The organism is Pedobacter frigidisoli, from assembly GCF_032678525.1.
In the GTDB taxonomy this organism is placed as follows: Bacteria; Bacteroidota; Bacteroidia; order Sphingobacteriales; family Sphingobacteriaceae; genus Pedobacter; species Pedobacter frigidisoli_A.
The window spans coordinates 372917-393430 of sequence record NZ_JAVTSE010000003.1; the positions used below are offsets into that span (position 1 = coordinate 372917).

The following is a 20514-nucleotide window of genomic DNA, read 5'->3' on the forward strand; positions in this document are numbered from 1 at the left end:
TTACCAGAATAATTGGTATCCTGGCAAACTTTTCCATCCCTCAATTGTCGGTATTATATGATAAATGATTCAAATTTCCCGACATATTTAACCCATGCGCAGCTTATAGGTATGATCATCATTGCATTTGGCGTTACCCTCCTGGTATTGGCTCTACGCCGAAAATACCTGCGTGGTAGAGTTCAGGGTATTCAAAAATTTGCCCTAACCGACAGATCCCCCTTCTCCAGAAAGTCAGAGAACCTTTTACAAAAGATCGGTCTGCTGATGGTAATAGCTGGCGTAATAGCGATCACCTTTGATGCCATAAGACAGGAAGACCAATCTGCCTATCAACCTGATGCATACAGAGAAAACATTCAGCAAAACCATTCATGAGCACCAGAACGCTAATATTTCTATTATTTTCCTTCTTTATTGAAAGCCAGGTTGTCGCACAGCAACCTATTGATTCGGCTACAAAAAACAGTATAGCCATTGATGAGGTGAGGCTCATCAAAGACCACCAGCAAAAACAGATCGACTCTTTGGTGAAAATTCAATTAGAGGAACAATTGCGAAATGCAGTCGGAGACCAGTCCAAAACCAGAGCACTGGAGCAAAAATTAAGAGATATAGCTGTTAATGATTCCATCAGAAATATTGCCCAGGCTGCAGAGATCAAAAAGCTGAAGGATCACGCAAAGGGATATCCGGTGGTGCTCAATCATGATACACTGTTTAACATATATACGCGTACAGGCTCTTTTAACGCGAGTGAAAGGGCTTCGGGCATTACCAAAAAAATCATCAACCTATATCAGGATGCTTTCTATTCCCCTGATTCGCTTAAGCTCAAATCTTCAGCAGATAACTTTGATATTATCTATAAAAACCAGGAAGTGATCATGAGTGTATCCAACCTGGACGGCCTGTGGTTCGGAAAAACCAATGCAAAGCTGGCAGCGGAATATCTTTCCAGGATCAACAATACCGTACAACAGGAAAGGGAATCCCATAGCCTGTTGAATTGGGCTAAAAGAATTGGACTGGTCATCCTCATTCTCGTATTGCTGATCGTTATGGTCAGACTGATCAATTGGATATTCCGTCAAAGTGGAAAGTATATCAGTATCCGGAGCCAGCGAATAAAAGCTGGGTTTAAGCTGGGTGCAGTGAAGGCTATCCCGGCAAAAGACCTGGAACTGATTTTCCTCAGGATCAACAGCGCAATCAGGATTCTGGTTACCCTGGTGCTCATTTACCTTTCCCTGCCACTGCTTTTCAGTGTATTTCCAGAAACGGAAAGCTGGGCAAATACGTTGCTCAATTGGATTCTGGGCCCGCTTAGGGTTGCTATGAACGGGATAGTGAACTATCTGCCCAACCTTTTTACCATCCTGATTATCTGGATGATCTTCAAATTTGCACTAAAGGGTATCCGCTATTTTTTCAATGAGGTTAAACGCAGCAATATTCAGATTAGTGGCTTCCACCCGGAGTGGTCTGTCCCAACCTTTAATATATTGAGGTTTATCCTTTATGCCTTTATGCTGGTGGTTATCTTCCCCTATTTACCAGGTTCAGGATCGGCAGCATTTCAGGGCGTATCGGTATTTCTGGGTGTGTTGATCTCTCTGGGATCATCCAGTGCAATCACCAATATCGTAGCCGGATTAGTCATCACCTACATGCGCCCCTTCCGTATTGGCGACCGCGTAAAAATTGGAGAATTGACTGGCGACATTATTGAAAAAACCATGCTGGTGACCAGAATACGCACCATCAAAAATGAGGACGTGACCGTTCCGAACTCCATGGTATTGTCGAGCAGCACGGTCAACTATTCCAGTCAGGCAGAAACCATTGGCCTGATTATACATTATCAGGTGACCCTGGGCTATGACGTGCCATGGAAAACGGCTTATGAGCTGCTCATTAGTGCAGCACTTAAAACAGAATTCATTATGACTGAGCCTAGGCCTTTTGTACTGCAGACTACCCTCAATGATTTTTATGTATCCTATCAGATCAATGCCTACACCAAACATGCAAATAAACAGGCAGTAATATATAGCAGCCTGCTTGAGCACATCCAGGATGAACTTAATACCGCTGGCATTGAATTGTTATCGCCCAGCTACAACATCATCCGCAAGGAATAACGTATGAGGTTTCGTATTGTTAATGTTTCTCACCCTCTTCTTCGGAATTTTTAACTTTGCTTAACAGATCGTATGCACCTTTTACAACTACCCTGTTGCCAGAAGGCAGCTCCTGGGCAAAAGATACCTGAGTGTAACCATTTTCGGACACTCCTGTTTTCACTTCCAGCATTTTATACTGGTAGGTTTTAGCAGGGGTTCCAGAGTCTGGCATTTTGGAAGTAAAAATGATTTTTTTTCCTTCAAATTCCACAATGGCGGCATCGGGAAGTGATTCTACTTTACTCGTGCCGCTTTCCACGTAGGCTTTAAGATACATTCCCGGCAACAGCTGTGTATCTTCTTTATCCAAGTGACAATGTATTTGCACCGTTCTTTCTTTGCTGATCTCCCTACCGATGAGGTAAACAGTGGCCATTCTTTCTTTCTCTTCATTTGCAAGTACGAAACGGACTTTCTGGCCTAGTTTAAGCTTAGGTACATCTTTCTCAAAAACGGTGAGTTCGGCATGAAGATGCTCCGTATCTGCAATTTTAAATAGCACATCTGTAGTGCTGGCAAAAGCACCGATATTAGTATTCACCTGCATCACATAGCCCGCCATTGGTGTGTACAGATTGAATGTTTTCTGAATATTTCCCTTTTCCAGGGCCGCAAAACTGATGTTCATAATGGAAAGCTTTGACCGCTGACCAAGTAACCTTGCGCTAACGCTCTGATATTCACTTATGGCCTTCTGTAGTGCTTTTTTTGAGTTCACATTTTCCTTTGCCAGCTCTTCCTGCCTGTTCAGTTCCTGTTTTAAAAACTGCAGCTGACTTTTATAATCCAGGTAATCCTGCTGCATCTGAATGAATTCAGGGTTTTGCATCACCGCTACTAGGGCACCTTTGGCTACCCGCTTTCCCTGGAGCATATCAGTACTTTTCACAATGCCTTCCAGCGGCGTGGAAATAGACACCAGACTTTGAGGGGGGAGATCTAATATGCCATTTACCTTGGTGGTTCCACTCAATTCGCGGCGTTCAATATCGCCTAAGGTAATGTCTGCCAGTTGGTATTGTTCAGGTGTAAGCCTAACAAGATCAGGGCTTTCATGAACCACCTCTTTTTCAGAAACGGTTTCAGTTTTTGGATTACTACAAGCCATCAGGAGTAAAGGAATGGCTGTTAAAGCAAAAATTTGATATAGGGTTTTCATACTGTTCCAACTAAAATGATTTTTGGTTACCGGTTAAAAAATTAATCTGGTTGATGCTTTGGCTCAACTGGAGCAACGCCATCAGGTGCGATTCGTAAATACCATTGGCCTGCCTGAGATTCAATAAATATTCGGAATAGCCAATTTCACCGTTTTGATAGGCAATCCGGCTGTTTTTTAAAATTAACGCTGCATTGCTCAGCGCCGAAGTGTTAAAGTAGTCGTAACGTTTCCGGTATTTCAGGTATTCATCCATCGCCTGCTGAAACTGGCCGGAAAGCTTTCTTTGCTGAAGTTGCAGGTCGTTCGCGGCAATATCTTTACTGATCGAGGCAGCCTTTGCTTTGGCAGCATGCGATTTATAGAAAACGGGGACGGAAACTCCGACTTGAAAACCCTGAAAGCGTTTGTGGCGGCCGAAAAATTCCTCATTACCATTAACCGTTTGAAAACCAGTAAGTGACTGATTGAAGTAACCCAGGGTTAAATCGGGAAGTGCCCGGGCAAACTCAACCTTACGCTGTTTTTCAGCAATGACCACCTGCTGCCGGAAATAAGCAATTGCCGGATTTGAATGTAGCGAAGCAGGATCTGCTGATGAAATCTCCGGGGAGTCATTCAGATACTTGTCGGCTATAAGTGGTGCCTGTCCTTTACCAAGAAGTGTTGAAAGCTGCGTGGTGTAAATATCAATATCCGAGCGGTTCTGCTCAAGCAGATTCTGCAAATCTTTAAGCTGTGTTTCAGCCGCTACTTTTTCGAGTAGATTGCCCTCTCCTGTTTTATATTTCAGGGACGCTGATTTCACAAATCCCTTGTTAATGCTATCCTGCTGAAGTAATAACCTTTCTTTCGAGTAAAGGTATTGTAGATTGGTATAGACTGTTTTTACCTGGTAAATGAGTTCATTTTTAGCATTGGCCACCTGAATCTGACCCGACTTGATCCGTTCGTTCCCCAAGGCCGCATTCGCTGAAAAAAGTGTTGGAAAGGGAATGGTTTGTGTAATAGTAAAATTGTTGTCGTTTTTAACCAAACTGTTGTATTGGCCATAGAGCATGGATACGTCCGTTTTAGGCATTTCGAAAGCGGTTTTCCGGAGTGCCTGTTGTAGTCCAACACCCAGGCTGGCATTGCTAATGGCCTTATTTTGTTCCAGGGCGACCGAAACCGCTTTATTTAAAGTGAGGGCGTTTTGCGCTTTTAGGGGTTGAAAGCCAAATAAGCTCATGAGCAAAATGATAACTCCCCTTACCCTTGTTAGCTTAACTTTTTTTGTGCCCATATTCTCTACCCAAATGTACAGCACCGGCAGCACCAGGAGGGTAAGCAATGTGGCGGAAAGGAGTCCGCCGATTACCACTGTGGCCAGCGGACGTTGCACTTCCGCCCCGCTACCGCCCGAAATGGCCATTGGAAGAAAACCGAGGGAGGCAACCAACGCAGTCATCACTACCGGCCTGAGCCTTACCGAGGTCCCTGTTCTTATGATTTTAAGAATATCTTTCATTCCTTCTTTTTTTAATCTGTTAAATTCACTAATGAGCACTATACCATTGAGCACTGCTACGCCGAAAAGCGCAATAAAACCAATTCCAGCCGAGATACTGAAAGGCATTCCTCTTGCCCATAACGCCATTACGCCGCCAATTGCAGAAAGTGGGATGGCAGTAAAAATCAGCAGCGCATGTTTGATGGAGGAAAAGGTAAGGTAAAGCAAAAGCAATATCAGCAGTAAAGCCAGGGGCACGGCAATAGCCAGCCTTTTATTTGCAGCCTGCAGGTTTTCAAAAGTTCCACCGAAAGTGGGATAGTAACCCGGTGCAAACTTAACCTGCACATCAATTTTTTGCTGAATTTCCTTTACGATAGATTCCACATCCCGGCCACGCACATTGAAACCTACGGTAATTCTTCGCTTGGCATCATCCCTTTGGATCTGGTTGGGGCCATTTTTGTATTCGATATCAGCCAGTTGCTCCAGCGGAACCTGGTTTCCGCCGGGCGTGGTTACAAAAAGATTTTTAACATCTTCGAGTGATTGCCTTTTTTCTTTTTCAAGTCTCACCACCATATCAAAGCGTTTCTCCCCCTCAAACACCAAACCTGCCACCTCTCCGGCAAAGCCCGATCGGATAGCAGTATTCACATCCTCTATATTAAGGCCAAACTGCGCAATCTTGTCTCTATGGAATTTGATAATTACCTGCGGAAGTCCGGATACCTGCTCCACATAAACATCCTGGGCACCAGGGGTTTTTGCAGAAATACGCCCAATCTGAGCCGCGTATGCACCTAACTTTTCAAAGTCCTCGCCATATACTTTTATCACCACATCCTGCCTCGCTCCAGTTGCTAACTCATTGAAGCGCATCTGTATAGGCTGCTGAAAACCAAAGGTTACGCCCGGAATATACTGTTCCAGTCTGGCCTGCATTACCCCAGCCAATTCCTCCCTGTCCGAAGCGCTTGTCCACTCGCTTTTATCTTTCAGGATGATCATCAAGTCGCAGGCCTCAACAGGCATGGGATCAGTTGGAATCTCGCTTGACCCGATTTTGCCAATCACCTCCTTCACTTCAGGAAAGTTAGCCTTAAGTACTTTAGCCGCCCTTATTGAGGCTTCAATAGTTTGGGAAAGGCTACTGCCGGTAAGCACCCGGGTTTCAACAGCGAAGTCACCTTCTTCCAACGTTGGAATAAATTCTGCACCCAGGTGATTAAAAATAACCAGGCATAGCAAGAAAAAACCAAAGGCAATTCCCGAAACAGCCACTCTCGCCCGAAGGGCAAGGTTTAGTATTGGTGTGTAAACCCGCTGTAAAAAGCCCATGATTTTATCAGAAATACTTCTTTTAGTGCTGATCTTCTTATTTAAGAATAGTGCACTCATCATGGGTACATAGGTCAAGGATAGAATGAAGGCTCCCAGAATGGCAAAGGCAACAGTTTGGGCCATCGGGCGAAACATTTTACCTTCGATACCAACCAGTGCAAGAATGGGCAGGTAAACAATCAGGATAATGATTTCGCCAAACGCCGCACTGTTTCTGATTTTCGATGCAGAGTCAAAAATCTGCTGGTCCATTTCCTGCTGCGTGAGCATGTTTTTATTCTTTCGCATGCCCAGGTGATGCAGCGCGGCCTCCACAATAATTACAGCACCATCTACGATGAGGCCAAAGTCAATAGCACCGAGACTCATCAGATTGCCACTCACTCCAAAAAGATTCATCAGGCATACTGCAAACAGCATGGCCAGCGGAATGACTGAGGCAACAATAAGACCTGCACGGAAATTACCCAACAGCAAAACGAGTACAAAGATGACAATGAGGGCACCCTCAGCAAGATTGTTCGTCACCGTACCAACGGCATTATTTACCAGCTTTGTGCGGTCAAGAAACGGTTCGATTAGCACACCTTCAGGCAAATTTTTCGAAATTTGAGCCATACGGATTTTCACATTCCCGATTACTTTCGACGAGTTGGCATTTTTCAGCATCATTACCACTGCGCCTACTACCTCTCCTTCATCGTTACGGGTCATGGCGCCATAACGTGTTGCTGCACCAATCCGTACCTCAGCCACATTGCGGATCAATACTGGTGTAGAGTTTTCATTGGTCCTCACGACAATATTCCCAATATCTTCAATGCTTTTTACCAGCCCTTCACTACGGATGAAATAGGCATTGGGTTTCCTGTCGATATAAGCCCCCCCGGTATTCTGGTTATTTTTTTCCAGGGCACGAAAGATATCGCTGATGGAAATGTCCATGCTTCGTAGCTTGTCGGGGTTGATGGCAATTTCGTATTGTTTTAAGTAGCCGCCAAAACTACTGACATCGGCTATACCCTCTACCCCCAAAAGCTGGCGGCGAACAATCCAATCCTGAATGGTCCGCAAGGCGGTTGCGTCGTATTTGTTTTCATATCCTTTTTTTGTGTGGATCACGTACTGGTAGATTTCGCCTAAACCTGTGGTGAGGGGAGCCATTTCAGGTGTTCCCATACCGGCCGGGATGGCTTTTTCTACGCTGGCCAAACGCTCACTCACCTGTTGGCGGGCCCAGTATATTTCAACATTTTCTTTGAATACTACTGTAACTACCGAAAGTCCGAACCGACTAAAGGATCTCACTTCTTCAATTCCGGGAATAGTAGCCATGGTTTGTTCTACCGGATAGGTCACAAATCGTTCAATATCTTCAGCCCCATTGCTGGGTGAGCTGGTAATGATTTGTACCTGGTTATTGGTAATATCAGGAAGGGCATCTATTGGCAACTGGCGAAGCGAATATATTCCCCAGGCAATCAGGGCCAGCATCATAATTCCTACAAGCAGTTTTTGCCTGATAGAGAATTGTATTATTCTGTTCAGCATTTGTAAAATCTAAATTCAGGAAATAGCAGGATAAATTGGTACCATATGGTACAAAATCACATGCCTGTTACATGGTAAGGTTGAAGGCTAAAAGCCATACAAAACTTTCGATTAAACCAACCTGGGTGGTTGCCAAACATCCATCGCCTGTTTCTCCGGCGCAGTGCGTTGGAATACGGGATAGGGTTTCCGAATAACGGGGATGATTAATTTCGCTGATTGCTGCAAAGGAAAATGCTGCGCTATGGAACAGCAGGTACAACTACAAAATGGAGGGCAGGATTCTCCATGTGGATGATCTGAAGCCGCATTTCCGCCGTGCAGAGTTTCTGCAGTATGAGACTTCGATACCATATCTTCCCTGTCCTGACATGGCAGAAAGCCAAGCAAGATCAGGTATAGGGAAAAAAGGAATACAAAATATTTCACCACGGGCAAATGTAATGAATAAAGTTTTTAATTCAAGACCTAAAATTACAGTCTCCAAGCTGAACTTACCGCAGTCAGCTCTTATTTTGAACAATATTATTAAGATCGAAGGAATGGTAAAAATTACAAACCTTATCTTATCCTGGCTGCAAAAGGACTGGCCGGAAGCCCTGATGAGTTGGTTAAATTTCCCCTGGGATAATTTGACCATGAATATCTCGCCTTGACGGGTTCAGCAACCTTATCGCTATGTAAATGAACACCTCCGTTTTTAATGAGTGCCTTTGCCGGATAAAATACATCGTCGTCTCCCGCAACAAAAAATCCATCCAGGCCGCCTGATTTAGCCTGAATACCTTTATCGAAACCGAATGTTAAGATCAGCTCGTTTTTTTGCCGAACCATCGTTTGATAAACTGGTCCTGAGTAATCTACAGGCTTATGATACGTTTTGGCTAAAGCAATAAGGGCTAGTCTTTTACCAACATCTTGTTTGTTTTTAGGATGTATATCTCCCTCTTCCCCAATATCGATGGTAACGGCCATACCCGTATAAGGCAATGCCAGTGTTTTGAGCTGTGCATTACGAAGCATTGGCCAGGACGCCTCGTCTCCTTCTCCCCTTCCATAACCCGCCAGCTGAGCAAAGTAAAAGGGCAACTCAGGGTTTTTAAACTGTGTTCTCCAATCCTGGATTAATGCTGGGAATAAGGTTTCATATTGGCTGGCCCGGCTGGCATTGGCTTCCCCTTGATACCAGATTACCCCTTTAATGGCGAATGTAATAAAGGGATGAATCATGGCATTATATAGCACTGTAGGCCTGTTGGCACCGGAATTAGCCTGAGGCATGGGTTTCAAATCTTTAAAATCAACAGCAATTTTACACCTCCATGTACCATTTAAGCTCACTTTTTCACCAGCACACTCCATATAAAAGTTTGCGGCTTCGCCGTAAATACCACCTCCCCCGCCACCATCAAAAACACGTACGGTAATAAAATGCTCGCCGGGCGAAACCATTTCTTTGGACACCTGATATTTGCGTTCACGATCGTAGCCCTCCGTTCTGCCGATTTCCTCCCCGTCGAAAAAAGTGATATCATTATCATCTATGGTTCCAAGCGATAATGTCAGTTCATTACCCTTCCAGTTCTGGGGTATCTCAATTTTCTTTTTAAACCAGACTACGCCATCAAAACCCGGACTTTCTTTGGCGTCAAAAAACGCGGGCAAAGTCATCTCTTTCCAGCCGGCATCAGCAATGTCTTTACCTGCCCAGATAGCTCTGCCTGATCGAAATCCTTTATCATGGAATCTTAACGCCTCATTCCAGGCGGTAATTTGTTTTAAGTAATCTTCTTCTCCATTCGTTTGCTGAACCTGAGCCAGTGATGTTTTAAAGTCGGTGAATTGAGATATGGTTTTAGCACTGGTCCACGCTTCGGCAACTGTACCTCCCCATGAACTGTGAATTAAACCTATCGGGATTCCGGTTTGTTTATACACTTCCCTGGCGAAAAAATATGCTGTGGATGAAAATTCCGGCACACTAGCCGGCGAGCAGACATTCCATCCTCCATTCTGAACACTGACATCATCCGTTGGGAAATTAGCCGTAGTATGGTTAACCTGCAGCAATCGGATGTTGGGATAGTTTGCCGCAGCGATTTCGGACTCGTAGTTAGCAACTTTCCCCCAACCAGCCAGTGGCATTTCCATGTTCGACTGCCCTGAGCACAACCACACATCACCAATGAGTACGTTATCAAATTTTATTGCTTTACCCGCTGCTGAAAGCACCATAATATATGGCCCTCCATAAGCAGGTGTTTTGATTTTGAGCTTAAAGTTACCAGCTTTATCTGCACGCTGGGCATATTTTTTCTCGTCCCACGAACAGGCCAGCATCACCAGATCACCAGGATTAGCCTTTCCCTTCATATTGATTTGAGCCTTTTGCTGCAATACCATATTTGAACTGAAAAAGGCAGGTAATGTAACTTTTGCCTGCGATGCAGTATAGGAGCAAAACAGCAGGCATACTAGTGCTAATTTAACTCTGATCATCATTTAACCTCCTCCACTTTAATCACTACACTGCTACGGTCTGCTTTAACATTTGGGTTGAAACCTACTTTCATCAAAAAATCACCACTGTAAATCGTATTGGAATTGATGCTTGACTGAGTACCCGGATACAGGTTGATTTCAGTTAAACGGTATTTTTTATCAGGGTTAAGGCCCTGCATCCTGACTGGCAATTTACTGCCTTCGTCGTACCTGCTATTCACCAGGTAACTAAAACTGACCGCAGCAGATTGATCTGTACTGACGTACAACATGGAAGCAACACTGCCTTCAGCAGGATTTGAAAGGCGATACTGCTCGCCTTGCCAGATGGTTTGCTTGATTTCATTATAATTTTTAATCGCAAGCTGGCAAAATTTCAGGTCATTTTCCGGCAGTTTACTTACTACAATATCGAAACCCAGTTTCCCCATCATGGCTACATCGGTTCGGAATTTAATAGGCTGCTTCCCCCAATCGGTAACATGATTGGAACTGGCAATAGACGGATAAAAATAGGAATACTCCCACTGAATGAAAATACGCTCGAGGGGATCAGTGTTATCGCTTGGCCAGAATTCCGTAAAATATTTAAGGGCTGCATAATCTACCCTTCCACCTCCTCCTGAGCAAAGCATCATCGGAACTTTAGGATACTTTGCCCTGATTCTTTCCAGAACCTTGTACAACCCCTGCACGTATTCGATATAAAATGAGGCCTGATCCTTTAAATGTGAAGAATAGGCATTATAAATGACGGCATTGCAATCCCATTTGATATAAGCCAGAGACGGGTTCTTGGTAAAAAGACCATCTACTACGCCAAATACAAAGTCCTGTACTTTCGGATTGGCTAAATCAAGCACCAGTTGATTCCGGAAGTAATATTCCTCTCTATTGGGCTGTTTCACCACCCAATCCGGGTGTTTTTCATATAGCTCGCTTTTAGGATTCACCATTTCCGGTTCTATCCAGATGCCAAATTTCACATCATTCTGACCGGCTTCTTTTACCAGTGAACTGATTCCGTTGGGCAGTTTCTGTTTATTCTCCTGCCAGTCGCCTAACCCTGCATGATCATCATTACGCGGATATTTATTGGCGAACCAGCCATCATCCAGCAAAAACATATCTACACCGAGCGTTTTAGTATCTTTAAGTAAACCGGCGAGTTTCTGTTCATTGAAATCAAAATAGGTGGCTTCCCAGTTGTTTAGCAAAGTTAAGCGCTCGCCTTTACCATCCAGGAGCTGATAGTTTCGGGCCCAGCTTTGCAGTTTCCGGCTGGCATCGCCCTTGCCTCTGGTGGAGAAAGTATAGAGAAATTTCGGGGTAAGAAAAGGCTGACCTGGCTTAAGCTTAAAGTCTGATGCATAATTGTTTATACCGGCAATAATCCTAAGGTTATCCTGATAATCCAGTTCCAGATCTACACGAAAATTACCGCTCCACTCCATTGCGCCGTATAAAACATCACCCTGGGTTTCAGTTGCCGGAGCATTGAGTGAAACCATAAATACTGAAGGTTGAAACAGGTTCGCCCTTGTGCCCAGTTTGCTATCCAGTGTTTTAATGCCGTGGGTAAGGCGGCTTTCTTCAGGCTGCATCTCCTTTGCCCAGTCGCCATGGTATTGTTTCAGATAATAACTTTTACCCTTCAGGTATAGATTTGCGGACGCAAACTTTTCTAACGTAACCGCGCCTTTTTCACTGTGACTGATTTCGGTCCATTGTTCAATTACATCTTCCTTAAAAAAACTTTTATAAAACAGTTTAACCGTGAAGTTGTACACCGGATCTTTCAGGGTAAGTGTAGTTAAACGAACATTGTCGCTGATATTTTCAGCTTGCTGTTGAACGAAATTCAGGTTCAGGCTTTTGTTCCCGTCAGCGTGTGTTACACTGATAGCTGGCTCAGCCAGATTACGCGAGCCAGAGGGCGTATAAGCTGCATTTAACTGCCCTGTATATTCGGTTGTTTGTTTATAGGCAGCATTTACCTGAGCGTATTCAGCAGCCGAATGCAACTTTTCACCGAAATAAATGGTGTTTACGTCCTTGCCTTTTACGACTTCGAGAACCATCGCGTTATGGGCGGTTTCAATGCTGATGATTTCCTGTGCAAGGCCGGCATGGCAAATGCCAAACAAACCCAGCAGCAGGATTTGGCGCTTAAACGGAGATATATTGATAGCTTTCATTGATCTGTTTTTATTTTAAGGTGATTTTAAGCATCGTTGCCTGCGCCGGCTGTAGTGCTTGCTGATGATAGTTTACGGGGTTCATGGGCAGATGGCTGATCAGGTCTTCGATGGACACAATCGATTGTTCATCTATGCCTAACCTGGAATAATCGATAGGTGCGATTGCAGAGCTGTTTCCATAGTTGAAAAGTGCCACATACCTCACCTTGCCCTGTTCTTTTATAAACTGGTTTGATGCACTCTTCCCCCGGTTGCCGTCCACCGGTTTAAAAGCTTTCCCATCACGAATAATCTGAAGCAAATCCTGATCCTGAAACAGCTTTTGGGCATTGGCTTTCCATGGTCCGTTGGCTGAGAAATCATCCCCAACAATTAAAGTTCCGGTTACGATGGCTGATAGCGTTCGTGAAATATTTGCAGCCTCGCCTTCATTGCCCAGAACAACATGGTCTGCATCGATATAATGATACAGATAAGTTTGCCACCAGCCGTTAGTTACACTGTTTAAGGTGTATTCGGTATCTTTAATGCTTTTGAACGCATCGCAGGCAATCCGCCTCACCTGAACATACCGGCCGGAGGCCAGACTTGGCGATATGGCGGCATAAATCAGCATCTTATTGTCCAGGCATTTCAGCAGGTATTCCATTCCAACCCTGTAGGCCTGCATGCCTGTGCTAACCTTTGGATTATAAAACTGGGTAGATTCTACTGCTGCATGACCCAAAAAGTCTATTTTAATCATTTCAAACCCACAGGCTTTAAGATTGGAAATGACTGACCAAATTCTTTTTTGTGTGCCTGGGTGAGTCGGATCCAAAGCCCTGGCACCATCAAAATCATGGAAACCACCATCAACTTTAGTCCACATTTCGCCGAAAGTAAAATCGCTGCCTGGCGCTTTACGGTTTGAGCCGCCCTGGAAACCCCAATCTGTAAAAGGGGCCCAATAAATGCCGGGCTTTAAGCCTTTGCTTTTACAGTAATCAGCAAACTTCTTTAATGCCGAATAGTCATTTCCTTTAAGCAGGTTATCCCAGTAGGAATCCAGATCGATGTAGGCTACGTTGCCCGTTCGGAAGCCCTTCAGGTTTTCGGCAAAAAAATCCACCACCTGAGTTACCTTTTCGTAGGAGAGCTTTTCCTGCATTACACCCCAGCTATTCCAGCCTACAGGTGTAGCTCCTGTCCAGTTCGCCACAATTGGCTTTTCAGTTTCACGAACGGTTTTGGCATAGCTTTCCATACCTGTACGCCAGTCGTCGAAATAGCCAAAAAGAATGCCTGACGAAGCAATTGAATTTCCTTTCAGGTAGCCATGTGCTGATCGGTCGCGTGTAAGCTCATAGCTGGTATATCCACATTCAACGGCCAGTTCTAGGTGCTGCGGGACGGGCAGAAGAGTCTTCAAAGCGGTTTTCCACTGGTCATGGTTCAAAGTACCGATCACATAACCTTTTCTGGTACGGTTATCATAAACAGAAGTAACCTCTGAACTGACATGCTCTTTTTCCATGGTGAGCAAATTTGCCCGATAACTGATGAAGGTATCATTATCGAAAGGAACCATTAAGCTCGTCTGACCCGTTAAATCATCTGCAGCGGTTAGCTTCCCTCTAAGAGGGAACATTTGGTTGCTGCTTAAAGCTGCGCCTGAAACGGAAACTTTTATCACGAAAAATGGATGGTTGGTGTACGCAAAAACTGATTGGATTAAGGTCACTCCGGATTTGCTTCTGCCCGTAAACTGATAGTGCTGACCTGTTCCTATGTCATTCTTAAAATTCTTTTTAACCGTTGTGCGGCGATTGAAAGCACGGGAGCTGATCATTTCATTGTTGACCAAAACTTCAGAATAACCATCTTTAAGTACCGGTTTTCCGTTCACAAACACATCAAAAGTCCCTTTATCAGTTTTGTAATCGATAAAGGAATTTTTACCGAACGGAATTTTTTCCCCGAAAACCGAGGTATTGCTAAAAAGAAGGAAAAGGGTAAAGTATAGGCAGATTACCTTAGTTAAATTCTTCATGGCTGTTACGATTTCTGACTGGTCAGGTCAACGATTTTACCGTTAATTTTGATTTTTACTTTGGTAGGTACCGGACCATAAACTTTGTAAGCGGTAACATTTCCATCTTTCCATTCGAAATCTACCGTTAGATTCCCGCGGGCTTTTACGCCCGTAATTTTACCCGATGCTTTCCATTCCTGAGGGATAGATGGCAACAAATTTATAAAGCCATCATGACTCTGGATCAGCATCTCGGCAATGCCGGCCGCTCCGCCAAAGTTACCGTCGATCTGGAATGGAGGACCTGCAGACAGCAGATTTGGATATATTCCGCCCCCGGCACCATAATTAATATCTGTTTTAATAGTGGGTTTCATCAGTTCGTGTAGTAGTTTGCCCGAACGTTCCCCATCCTGTAATCTTGCCCAAAATAGCAGCTTATAGGCTATTGACCAGCTTGGTCCGTCATCGCCCCTAACTTCCAGTGATTTTTTTGCCGCTTCTGCCAGTTCCGGTGTTTTAACCGGAGTAATTAATGATGCGGGATAAAGTCCATATAAGTGGGAAATATGACGGTGTTGGGGTTCAGTTTCTTTGTAATCCCGTATCCATTCCATGATCCGCCCGTCTTTACTAATTGTTCCGGCCGGAGGTACAACTTTTAACTTCTCATTCAGAAATTTACTAAAGTCCTGATCAACGCCGAGTGTTTTAGCCGCATAAATGACATTGGTAAACAGCTCCCTTACAATCTGATTATCAATAGTCGGGCCCATGGAGATGCTGGCTGTTTTTCCGTTAGGAAGATAGAATGTATTTTCAGGAGAAACAGACGGTGCGGTAACTAACCAACCTGTTTCGGGGTCTTTAACCAGCGCATTTGCATAAAATTCAGCTGAGCCTTTTAGTATGGGATAGATTTTTTTGAGATATGCCTGATCATTGCTAAAGGCATAATGATCCCACAGATTGTTACACAACCAGCCAGAACCTGCATTGGATGCCCCCCACGAAGCACTTTCTCCGGGCTCGGTAAAGCCCCATACATTGGTGATGACATGGGCAATCCAACCTTTAGAATTATAATATGCTTTGGCTGTCTTCTCTCCGTTTTTCATCATTCTTCCGACTAAATCTGCCAGTGGCAGGTTCAGTTCAGATAAATTGCTCACTTCAACGGGCCACTGGTTCATCTGGATATTCACATCGAGATGGTAATCTCCGTTCCATGGGGTATGGATCTGATTAGCCCACAGCCCCTGCAAATTTGGCGGCAATAAACCCACGCGCGTGCTACTAATGCTCAGGTAGCGGCCAAACTGATAAAACAGTACCGGAAACCCAACATCGGCTTTCGGATTTTTATTGTAGTTCACTAAACGTTCATCAGTGGGGATGGTATCCTGAATCTTGTTACCAATCTGTAAACTTAAGCGGTTGAATTTTTTCTGATAGTTATCGATATGGTTTTGTTTTTGAACAGTGTATTTTTTGGCAAATGCAGATTTTAAGTCGAGGTTCACCTTTTCTTTATAGCCCGTATTTCTGAAATCCGTACCGGCAGCGATGTAGATTAGTGCACTGGTGGCATTTTTAATGATGATTTTATTGTTTTTGACGGCCTGTGTACCTCCGGTTAAGCGGGCTTTCACACGACTGATATACTGCATGCCTTTGCCGTCGATGCCATTATCCAGTTGTCCGCTCATGATTAGTTCGCCGTTTGCGGTAGCTACAGTTGCCCGCTCCGGACGGGAGATTTCAACATCAAAGTTCAACAAACCTGGTTTGGAGGCCGTTAACATGATTACATCTACATCATCATCAAAACTCGTGAGGTATTCGCGGGAATAGGTAACGCCATCGATGACAAAACTGGTTTTAGCCAGCGCCTGACTCAGCGAGAGTTCGCGGTGATACAGGCTTGGCTTTTCAACAGCATTTTTTTGGTTTGGATAAGTGAAATTGAGCTTCAAACTGCCCAGCACCTGAAAGCAGCCATAATTGGTGCCACCAGAACCCGGACCTTTACAAATGAAGTTTTTATTAACGAGATCCTGAGCCAGATCATTTTTGCCTGCTAAAATAAGTTGCCTTATTTCTGGCAGGCTTTTATGGGCTTCGTAGTTGTTGGCATCCTGCGGTGCTCCCGACCATAAGGTTATGTCGTTGAGTACTATCGTTTCTGTATTAATGCCACCATCAGGCATCATACCCAAACGGCCGTTTCCAAGCGGAATGGTTTCTTCCCACCGCTGAGCCGGCTTATTATACCAGAGTTTAAGGTTCTGCTGCGCAGCAGCATCATGCATAAAGATTGAGCATAAACACAGCAATAATATCAGTTGATTTCGCATAATTAAATAGTTTCCAGTTGATTTACTTTTTTATATCCCAGTTCGGCCCCACCACTTACCGGCATAATAATTCCCGTAATAAAGCGGGCTTTATCTGAAGCGAGAAATACACAGGCATCCGCCACCACATCGCCACCGGGACAATAGCCTAAGCCATGTATACCGTCGAGGTAGTGCTTAATTCCTTCGACATCATTTTGTGCTTTGCCCCATTCCTCCAGCATATCGGTCCACACTCCAGCCGGGGCCACGGCATTGACACGGATTTTGTATTTTGCATAGTCCAACGCCATCGATTTGGTAAGTGCATTAATGGCGCCTTTGGTCGCCGAATAGGCAGCATGGTTTTCCTGCCCTATTTCCCCAACCAGGCTACTGGTGTTAATGATACACCCCTGCGATTTCATGAGTGCTTCCAGACCGAATTTTACCGTGTGGTAAACACCTTTAACGTTGACATTAAACAGGTCATCCCATTCCGAATCATCGGTTTCATGAATGTTTTTTGAGGGATAGGCGATGCCTGCATTGTTATGGATCACATCAATACGCTCAAAACGATCGAGCGTTTTCATGATGGCATTGCGGATATCCTGTGCATTTGACACATCCGCATGGATCCCAATGTGTGGTGCGCCTAAAACAGAAAGCGCATGGTTAATTGAAGCCTGATCATTGGAGATGATGGCAAGCTTTGCACCTTCTTCTGCATATTTTAATGCGCACTCAAAGCCGATACCCTTTGAACCGCCTGTTAGAAATACAACCTTGTTTTTTAGTAAATGCATCTGTATTTAAAGTTAATTATCTGAATAAATAGAATAAAACGGCCATGCTGATAAACAATATGGCGGATAATGTTTTGTAGTTGGCCAGTCCGGGCCAGCCTTTCGCCGTCAACGGTGATTTCCATGAAACCCAGTATAACGTAGCACTTTCGCGGGTATGTACAACAGGATAGATATAGGAAAGTATAATCTGTAACAGTACACAAAATGAAAACAGGTAGAAAGCCATCATCATAAAAGGGATTGCTGCAAACCAGGTATCTGTCCACAATTTATTGATGGTAAATACCGCCGCTCCCAGGGCAGAGCCGAACCACAAGGTGATTTTTGCGGACGGTGCAGAGGCTCTTTTCCAGAAAATCCCTAACAGGAACACACAGGTAATTGGGGGAGCAATGTGGGCAATGATGTCATTGATTCCGCTAAAGATACTTTCGTAGCGGTTGAGTAGTGGCAGTAAAGCCAGAGAAAAGAGCAAGGCGATACCTGCGGCAATTTTACCGGTTTTCACCAGTTTCCGATCATCGAGGTTGGGGTAATACCTGGCGTATATATCATAGCTCACCATGGTAGAAATTGAGTTTAATGCACCCGAAACCTGGCTCATCAATCCGGATAGCAGAGCAGCAACCAGCAGACCGATAAGGCCAGTTGGCAATAATTGGGTAATCATCAGGGTGTAAATACCTTTACTTTCTACCACCGTCTGACCGTTGCTGTCCATTGTTGTAATGCTTGAGAGATCGAGCTGGCCGGTTTTAGCCAATGTGTAGGCAAAAAGGCCCGGAATAATGAATATGAATACGGGTAGAATTTTAATGAAGCCGCAGAATAAAGTACCCACGCGGGCATGGTTCTCATCCTTAGCCCCCAAAACACGTTGCACTATGGTTTGATCGGCGCACCAGTACCAGATTCCTAATACCGGGTAGCCTAAAAATACGGCATACCATGGCATTCCCGATGGATCATTGGCTGGTCTTAACATCGAAAGTTTTACGCTTTGTTGTTCGGAATGCAATACCTCAACCATCGAATTCCAGCCTGACATTTTATGGTAGCAGGCAAAACAAATCACGCCTGCGCCCAGTAACAATACAATCGTTTGAATGGATTCGGTTACCACAACGGCTTTTAAACCACCCACAATAGTGTAGAAGGCGGTGATGATACAGATGACCACAACACTCAGGTAGATGTTTACGCCAAACAGGGTTTTGAGTACGATCCCGCCTGCAAGCATAGAAAAAGCGATGTGTATGATGATAGCTGAAATAATAGAAACGAAAGTTAACCAGTCCCTGCTCGAACGATCGTAACGTTTTTCCAGAAAATCAGGTAAGGTGGATACGCCCGACTTGAGGTAAAATGGAACAAAAAACAGGGCCAGCAGAATGAGCGTAAAAGCAGCCATCCATTCGAAATTCCCACTAAGTAAACCCGTATCAAAACCGCTTTGAGCCAGACTAACCAGGTGAACTGTAGAGATGTTGGTAGCAAAAAGCGCCAGACCAATTGCCGGCCACTTAAGCGACTTCCCTGCCAGAAAATAGCTGCTAGCCTCATTTTTTTTGCTTTGACGGCGGTGCCGGATGCCCACCCACAATCCGATAAACAGAATGAGGAGGATATAACTGGTACTAATGATGATATCAATGGTCTGGATCATTTAAACTGGTTTTTTAATCATTGAAATTACAATTTAAGATCGCAACTGCTGCCTGTATTTTGAGGCGTGAGGTATAAACCGTCTTCTAAACGAACCGGATGAATAAAACGCGCTTTCAGATGTGGGATGTGTTCTAAAAATAAAGCCTCGTGACCTAAGGCGATGTGGTTAAACAGCACCAGGTGCTGGTGCAGCTGCCCCATATCTCCTACATGTGGTACAACGGGAATATTGAATTTTCTGCAGAGTAAACTTACCGCCAGAAACTCACTTACCCCACCTACCCGTACGGCATCTACCTGCATAAAGCTGGCACATTTTACCTGCAGATAATTTTTAAACACAATTGCATTTGGCACATGCTCCCCCAATGCGAGTTTAACAGGGGCAATTTTCTGCGCCAGGGTTTGATGTGCGAGTACATCATCAGGATGAGTTGGCTCTTCAATCCAGTAAGGATTCATTTTACTCAGTTCGGCACAAACGGCTAATGCCTGTGGCAGATTCCATTGCTGATTGGCGTCGAGCATGATTTTAATATCATCACCTGCAACCTCACGCACCATATTGGCGCGGCGGATATCATGTACCGGATCCTTCGATCCAACCTTCAGTTTCATCGCAGTAAAACCGGTTTCCAGCGCCTTTTCAACATTTTCTTTTACCTGCTGATCAGGATAGTTAAACCAGCCAATAGAGGTGTCATAACCGGGGTATCCCACATTTAAAATTGAAATACGCGAGGACTGTGTAAGCTTATTTTCCTTTATCAAATCAATGGCCTGCTGCCTCGTCAGTTCATCTTCCAGGTATGAAAAATCAATAGTGTCTACGAGGTCTTCAGCAGAAAGATCAATCATTAGCTTCCAGAGTGGTACCCCCCTTTTCTTAGCCCACAAATCCCAGCAGGCATTTGTAACGGCGGCCAATGCAAGGTGAACAATTCCCTTATGCGGGCCGAGCCACCTAAACTGCTGTTCATTAGCGAAGGATTTATAGGTTACACCAAAATTAGCCATGAGCTCTTCAATATCACTTCCACGTAACTGGTTTGCATAGTAACGGGCCGCTTTGCAAACCAGATCATTTCCTTCACCTAAAGTAAAAGCAAAGCCGGTACCTGTTAAACCACTATCGTCTTGTAAGTTTACCACTGCATACGAATAGATGGGGTCGCGATGAATGGCATCACTTCCCGCACCATTACCCAAAGGAAATCTTGCATCCCTTATTTCGATACGTTTAATCATA

The 20514-nt window shown here is 44.4% G+C and carries 11 protein-coding genes; 2 read left to right on the forward strand and 9 right to left on the reverse strand.

Features of this window, described 5'->3' with window-relative positions:
- The first annotated feature begins 57 nt into the window (after window positions 1-57).
- Together R2Q80_RS10665 and R2Q80_RS10670 are read left to right on the forward strand one after the other, a co-directional pair.
- Complete coding sequence (locus R2Q80_RS10665) at window positions 58-378, forward strand: hypothetical protein (protein WP_316799587.1); 321 nt, start codon at window positions 58-60, stop codon at window positions 376-378.
- Entirely contained in the window at window positions 375-2144 is a 1770-nt protein-coding gene (locus R2Q80_RS10670; protein WP_316799588.1) for a mechanosensitive ion channel family protein, read from the forward strand. Before R2Q80_RS10665 ends, R2Q80_RS10670 begins: the two co-directional genes overlap by 4 nt.
- Window positions 2145-2163: 19 nt before the next feature.
- Here the strand turns inward: R2Q80_RS10670 and R2Q80_RS10675 are convergent, their stop codons facing one another.
- The 9 genes from R2Q80_RS10675 to R2Q80_RS10715 all read right to left on the reverse strand — a co-directional run bounded on the left by R2Q80_RS10675 (window position 2164) and on the right by R2Q80_RS10715 (window position 20513).
- Window positions 2164-3345: an efflux RND transporter periplasmic adaptor subunit gene (locus R2Q80_RS10675; protein WP_316799589.1), complete on the reverse strand. Its 1182-nt coding sequence runs from the start codon at window positions 3343-3345 to the stop codon at window positions 2164-2166.
- Between the two features lie 10 nt (window positions 3346-3355).
- A complete protein-coding gene (locus R2Q80_RS10680) occupies window positions 3356-7732 on the reverse strand; it encodes a CusA/CzcA family heavy metal efflux RND transporter (RefSeq protein WP_316799590.1) in 4377 nt (1458 codons plus the stop codon).
- Window positions 7733-8293: 561 nt separating this feature from the next.
- Window positions 8294-10234, reverse strand: coding sequence for a sialate O-acetylesterase (locus R2Q80_RS10685; RefSeq protein WP_316799591.1), 1941 nt, complete (start codon window positions 10232-10234; stop codon window positions 8294-8296).
- Window positions 10231-12432, reverse strand: coding sequence for an alpha-galactosidase (locus R2Q80_RS10690; protein WP_316799592.1), 2202 nt, complete (start codon window positions 12430-12432; stop codon window positions 10231-10233). Before R2Q80_RS10690 ends, R2Q80_RS10685 begins: the two co-directional genes overlap by 4 nt.
- A 10-nt stretch (window positions 12433-12442) precedes the next feature.
- The gene (locus R2Q80_RS10695; protein ID WP_316799593.1) at window positions 12443-14467 is read right to left on the reverse strand and encodes an alpha-galactosidase; all 2025 of its coding nucleotides are present in this window, start codon (window positions 14465-14467) and stop codon (window positions 12443-12445) included.
- Between the two features lie 5 nt (window positions 14468-14472).
- Window positions 14473-16761 (reverse strand): glycoside hydrolase family 95 protein, encoded by a 2289-nt coding sequence (locus R2Q80_RS10700; protein ID WP_316799594.1) that lies wholly within the window; start codon window positions 16759-16761, stop codon window positions 14473-14475.
- A gap of 47 nt (window positions 16762-16808) precedes the next feature.
- Window positions 16809-17594 carry an SDR family oxidoreductase gene (locus tag R2Q80_RS10705; RefSeq protein WP_316799595.1) on the reverse strand — a complete coding sequence of 262 codons (786 nt, stop codon included), beginning with the start codon at window positions 17592-17594 and terminating at the stop codon, window positions 16809-16811.
- Window positions 17595-17610: 16 nt separating this feature from the next.
- Window positions 17611-19263 carry a sodium:solute symporter gene (locus tag R2Q80_RS10710; RefSeq protein WP_316799596.1) on the reverse strand — a complete coding sequence of 551 codons (1653 nt, stop codon included), beginning with the start codon at window positions 19261-19263 and terminating at the stop codon, window positions 17611-17613.
- Between the two features lie 26 nt (window positions 19264-19289).
- On the reverse strand, window positions 19290-20513 hold the full coding sequence (locus R2Q80_RS10715; RefSeq protein WP_316799597.1) for an enolase C-terminal domain-like protein: 1224 nt from the start codon (window positions 20511-20513) through the stop codon (window positions 19290-19292).
- Window position 20514: the final 1 nt, after the last annotated feature.

Excerpts from the sequence above, each read along its gene's own strand:
- R2Q80_RS10665 (WP_316799587.1), top strand. The coding sequence starts at position 58 with ATGATAAATGATTCAAATTTCCCGACATATTTAACCCATGCGCAGCTT.
- R2Q80_RS10670 (WP_316799588.1), top strand. The coding sequence starts at position 375 with ATGAGCACCAGAACGCTAATATTTCTATTATTTTCCTTCTTTATTGAA.
- R2Q80_RS10675 (WP_316799589.1), bottom strand. The coding sequence starts at position 3,345 with ATGAAAACCCTATATCAAATTTTTGCTTTAACAGCCATTCCTTTACTC.
- R2Q80_RS10680 (WP_316799590.1), bottom strand. The coding sequence starts at position 7,732 with ATGCTGAACAGAATAATACAATTCTCTATCAGGCAAAAACTGCTTGTA.
- R2Q80_RS10685 (WP_316799591.1), bottom strand. The coding sequence starts at position 10,234 with ATGATGATCAGAGTTAAATTAGCACTAGTATGCCTGCTGTTTTGCTCC.
- R2Q80_RS10690 (WP_316799592.1), bottom strand. The coding sequence starts at position 12,432 with ATGAAAGCTATCAATATATCTCCGTTTAAGCGCCAAATCCTGCTGCTG.
- R2Q80_RS10695 (WP_316799593.1), bottom strand. The coding sequence starts at position 14,467 with ATGAAGAATTTAACTAAGGTAATCTGCCTATACTTTACCCTTTTCCTT.
- R2Q80_RS10700 (WP_316799594.1), bottom strand. The coding sequence starts at position 16,761 with ATGCATGATGCTGCTGCGCAGCAGAACCTTAAACTCTGGTATAATAAG.
- R2Q80_RS10705 (WP_316799595.1), bottom strand. The coding sequence starts at position 17,594 with ATGCATTTACTAAAAAACAAGGTTGTATTTCTAACAGGCGGTTCAAAG.
- R2Q80_RS10710 (WP_316799596.1), bottom strand. The coding sequence starts at position 19,263 with ATGATCCAGACCATTGATATCATCATTAGTACCAGTTATATCCTCCTC.
- R2Q80_RS10715 (WP_316799597.1), bottom strand. The coding sequence starts at position 20,513 with ATGATTAAACGTATCGAAATAAGGGATGCAAGATTTCCTTTGGGTAAT.